The following is a 4396-nucleotide window of genomic DNA, read 5'->3' as shown; positions in this document are numbered from 1 at the left end:
GAAAAAATCGAGGCATTGCAAGAAGGGCAACAAGTACAAGAACAATTTAATCAAGCTCTCATGCAACGTTTAGACGACCAAAACACCATTATGGAAAAACAAAAAGAATACATCGAAGAAAGCCTTAAAGAACGAGATAAGAAACTCCTTGAGACACTAAACGAAGCAAAGGCAAACAAAAAGGATCAAGGATTTTTTGCGAGAATATTTAAGAAATAAACTGCTCAACAATCGCGCTTCGATTGTTGAACAGTGAGGATTTTTCAAATGGGCTTTTTTTCATCTTCGCTTATTAGCATTCTAAAAAATAGAAATTAAAGTGTTGAATGTGCCATTCGCATACATTATATATAAACCTAAACCTATAAACACGATTGGAACAATCCAACGTTCATACTTCTCAATTTTCTCCGAAACATAATTCACAGAAGCTAAGCGATAGCTGACATAACATAAAACACCAACCATAATAAGGAAGACAAGAAGTACAACGGGTATTTCAATCGCATTTAATGTTGTGAAATATGGTATATAAATTGCAAAATCATCTGCACTAGAAGCCAATACAATAAAAGTGACTGTTAAGTAAAGTTGATTAAAACGATCAGAAGAAAAAAGAGATAAGATATTACTTTCATCTTCATCTTCTTCCCCCTTGATCCACACTCTAACCCCTAAATAAATGGGTAAAAGACCAAGTAACCCTACAATCCATTGTTGAGGAATTAGATTGACGCCATAAGCTGCTAACAGGCTCACCAATAAGATAATTACCGTTCCTAAATATTGCCCAATCCAAATATGCTTCATTTGACCTTTCTTTATTTGAGAAAATAGAAGAATTAATATGATCAAATAATCAATACCTGTGGCTATATAAACTGCAATCGCCGTTAAGATTGTTGCAACCATTTTTTTATCGTCTCCAATGAACGCTCATTTTTCTTCAATTTGTTTTACCTTTTAGTCAGATCTTAACCTTCATTTCTGTCTTATGCGTTAAAGCGATCATCATTATCTGCCTGATATGTTCATCATCTAACGAATAGAAAGCGAGTTTCCCTTCTTTCCTAAAGTTTACAACTCCTTGCTTATAAAGTGTTCGTAAATGATGAGAAGCATTCGCTACCGTAACACCTACGATATTTGCTATATCACAAACACATAACTCTTCATCCTGGCACAAAGCATAGGAAATTTTTGCTCTATTTTCATCAGCAATGGCCTTTAACATTTGGGTAACACCAGTAATATCAACTGTTTTCAAGTCCCCTTGTATTCGATTAACCTTTTCTTCGTCATAACAAAAAATTTCACAAGTATCTTGTTTTTTCATATTGCCTCTCCCTCATCATTCAAATAATTACTTGAATAAAGTATAACCATTTTTAATCTATCATTCAAGCAACTATTTGAATAAAAAAGAAGAATTGGAGTACGTCCCCCAATTCTTCGTTATTCTACATGAAAACTTTCTTCAACAATCGCGCTTCGATTGCGGCATAAATTCCGAATGATTAGCATAGATAACTTTCTTAGCATTCGTCCTTTTATCGATTACTACCCCCCTGTTAGAGGTGGGGGGTTATAAATCCATCCATCATTCGGTTTTTCTACCTGTTTCCCTCTACGCTGCCGCTAGCGACTGCCGTCGCTGACGAGGGAAACAGGTAGTTACTCCTTAATCGTTCAATTCCTCTAAATAGCGCTCAACTGCACGCTTTGTCTCTGCTTTATAAGCATCATCAGATTTATCCTGTAAGTACCACAAAAAGTTTTCCAACTCTTTTACATCAATCATCTTTTTCATGAGTTTGCTCCTTATATTGCTTATATATCATCTTGCCTACATACTCATTTTCATGTTCAGCTTCATAAACATTAGCTCCATTATCGATCAATTCACTTTCGATCGCTTCCAGTTCTTCTTTAGAAACCGCCTTTTCTTGAGGCTTATAAAGACCTGTAGCTTGAAAATAAAGCTTTTTCCCTTTTTCCTTCGCATTTTTTCCTGTTTTTGTCTCGCTATCTTTCATCATTGCGTGTATATCTTTTTCTATGTACTTCACTACGTATGCACCGACATTATCGACATTATCAATCGCATTAATCCGAAGTCCTCTTTGTTCTTTACCATTTTCCCATACCTTCACAAGTTGATTTTGGGGAATATACGGCAAATTGTAAAAAAGCACATGGAAATGAATCGCTCCCCGAGCTTGTCTTTCAACGACACATGTGTATTTCAAACCACTTTGTTTTTTGAAAAGCCTTCGCGAAAGTCTTCTAACAAATTGCTGGAATTCTTTATTAGCTATATCATGATCTCGAATATTTTCTTTAAACGTTAAGGTCATAAATTTTGGCTTTTCTTTGCCCCACTCGTGGATATTCGCATTAATTGTCCGTCTTAACGTTTGAACAGTCCTTGAAAGTGATCGCTTCAAGTTAGCTTGATCCCGCATGGCACGCTCTTCTTTCGTCATCTTTTCATCTCCACTACTCATAGCGTTACCACCTCCACTTTGAAGACCAACTATAACGCCATTTTGATACGAGTAAACCTCTGTAATCTTTCCACTGACCACGACTTTATGATATACTTGCATTACGGTTGTCCCCTTTCCTGTGTATTTGGAAGTCCTCAGGAATGGGGCATTTTTATGCCAAATATATCCTCAACGTTTCTACCAGTCTATCACATTGGTAATCTTGTGTCTATATAAATAAATCAAGTAATGAAGAAACTCGATTTTAGCGCGCTAAAATATCGTTAGAAATATCCCTTCATAACGGGGCATACACCAATTTTTTAAAGGGTTATTTTGAACTTCCATTTTTATCGCTAAAAAAAGAGCGTAAACATGCCATTAAACCATTCGCTTTTATTACAAGATTTTTTGTACGTATCACTTCCCCTCATCACTATGATTGAATAAAAAAGCTCTCATAGATTCATAGAGAGCTTTTTTATATACTTAGGATGTAAACCACATAAAGTAATATAAAACACCTTAAATAACTTATGAGTAGCTTTTATGAAGGAATCCTCCACCAAGAATCACAACGCCACACCCTCATTAAAACCACCCCGTTTCGACGCCCCCTTGAGGGGACGCCGACCAACGGAGCCCGTTGGATCGCTATTTAAAAGAGCCTCCGGCGGCTCGAAACCCAGGTTTCAAGACTTCCAGCCCTCGCCGGGTGGCAAGGAAGAAAAAGTGTTTTCTTCCAAGCCAAGAGGGTGATGAATCAGATCACCTCATCAAGGCATAAATTCCCTCGCAAAATCAGCTCGGTCAGACATTTATACTTGACGAGGCACGCTTATTCTTACTTTCTCCGTTGGATAAACCAGAACCATTTCCTCAAACATCAGCAGCAACCAACATGAATAAAGCGACAGTCCATCTAATTTGCTCTATATACTTTCCTTTTGTCCATCAATAGTAAAGCACACAAACGATCACAAAAGCTCTCTGTGTTTGATTCTACGCTCACCACGCCGTGTCATTTTAAACGGCAGTGCCCATTTATACCCACAAAAAATTTGAGGGTATAATGTGACTCGCTTTTCGCTCGACCAACCTTACTTTTGCTCTCGCAAAATATCCTGCTGGGGCGAAAACTCATTTCCTTGATCAATATCATTCGAAAGAAGAAAAAATGAGAAAAGAGCATAAGGGGAAACTGATATCACTAACGTGATATATCTGGTAGTGCCAGATGTTTGTAGTGATATCAATCAAAATAACGCGATTGCACACTTTGTGCAGGGGAACAAACCAACGATTGCATACTTTGTGCATAGGAACATGCGTTTTAAAATAGATTGTCGATTCTCTTATATAAATAAAAGTGGAGCGTTAAAAACCACTCCACTAATTTCACCCTTTAAAAAAACATAGCGATAGACAACGACAAAGGTTATACTAAAAATAACCAAGATAGAACCCAAGTACAAACATGGATAAAAACAAATATAAGGTTTTGAAAAGGTGAGTACCATCATGGATAAAGATCATACCCAACATCATCGAACGGTTTCTGAAGTAGCCAAAGAAATCAACGAGTCTTCAACCACCATTAGAAATTGGATGAAGCAACTCAAAGAAGAAATTCCAACCATCAAAGCAGAGAACGGCTATAATTATTTTGATGATGACGCAACCAAAAGGCTTTTACTAATAAAACAAATGAATCAAGAAGAAGGATACACGATCAAACAAATCAAGTATCACCTTTCTACGGACGGAGAAACATTATCACCAGAACAATTCTATTCAACCAAGGATTTGATCGAAAAAATCGAGGCATTGCAAGAAGGGCAACAAGTACAAGAACAATTTAATCAAGCTCTCATGCAACGTTTAGACGACCAAAACACCATTATGGA

General features: G+C 36.9%; 5 protein-coding genes and 1 pseudogene. 2 read left to right on the top strand and 4 right to left on the bottom strand.

The window, feature by feature from the left end; all coding sequences use genetic code 11:
• Positions 1–219, top strand: a pseudogene (locus tag HNR44_RS17480) (hypothetical protein); the annotation flags it as partial.
• Between the two features lie 81 nt (positions 220–300).
• Here the strand turns inward: HNR44_RS17480 and HNR44_RS17475 are convergent.
• The 4 genes from HNR44_RS17475 to HNR44_RS17465 all read right to left on the bottom strand — a co-directional run bounded on the left by HNR44_RS17475 (position 301) and on the right by HNR44_RS17465 (position 2609).
• On the bottom strand, positions 301–912 hold the full coding sequence (locus tag HNR44_RS17475; protein ID WP_184405991.1) for a CadD family cadmium resistance transporter: 612 nt from the start codon (positions 910–912) through the stop codon (positions 301–303).
• 55 nt (positions 913–967) lie between these two features.
• Positions 968–1336, bottom strand: coding sequence for an ArsR/SmtB family transcription factor (locus tag HNR44_RS17470; RefSeq protein ID WP_184405988.1), 369 nt, complete (start codon positions 1334–1336; stop codon positions 968–970).
• A gap of 345 nt (positions 1337–1681) precedes the next feature.
• Positions 1682–1810: a hypothetical protein gene (locus tag HNR44_RS17910; protein ID WP_281381456.1), complete on the bottom strand. Its 129-nt coding sequence runs from the start codon at positions 1808–1810 to the stop codon at positions 1682–1684.
• Positions 1794–2609, bottom strand: coding sequence for a rolling circle replication-associated protein (locus HNR44_RS17465; RefSeq protein ID WP_184405985.1), 816 nt, complete (start codon positions 2607–2609; stop codon positions 1794–1796). Before HNR44_RS17465 ends, HNR44_RS17910 begins: the two co-directional genes overlap by 17 nt.
• A gap of 1401 nt (positions 2610–4010) precedes the next feature.
• Here HNR44_RS17465 and HNR44_RS17460 point away from each other — a divergent pair.
• Positions 4011–4396: helix-turn-helix domain-containing protein (locus HNR44_RS17460; RefSeq protein ID WP_184405981.1), on the top strand; the 386-nt coding region annotated here is incomplete at its 3' end.

The organism is Geomicrobium halophilum, from assembly GCF_014207655.1.
In the GTDB taxonomy this organism is placed as follows: domain Bacteria; phylum Bacillota; class Bacilli; order Bacillales; family Marinococcaceae; genus Geomicrobium; species Geomicrobium halophilum.
This window is presented reverse-complemented; position numbering and strand designations above follow the sequence as displayed.

What these genes read in the sequence shown, in the direction of transcription:
- HNR44_RS17910 (WP_281381456.1), bottom strand. Translation starts at nt 1,810, where the DNA reads ATGAAAAAGATGATTGATGTAAAAGAGTTGGAAAACTTTTTGTGGTAC.
- HNR44_RS17470 (WP_184405988.1), bottom strand. Translation starts at nt 1,336, where the DNA reads ATGAAAAAACAAGATACTTGTGAAATTTTTTGTTATGACGAAGAAAAG.
- HNR44_RS17465 (WP_184405985.1), bottom strand. Translation starts at nt 2,609, where the DNA reads ATGCAAGTATATCATAAAGTCGTGGTCAGTGGAAAGATTACAGAGGTT.
- HNR44_RS17475 (WP_184405991.1), bottom strand. Translation starts at nt 912, where the DNA reads ATGGTTGCAACAATCTTAACGGCGATTGCAGTTTATATAGCCACAGGT.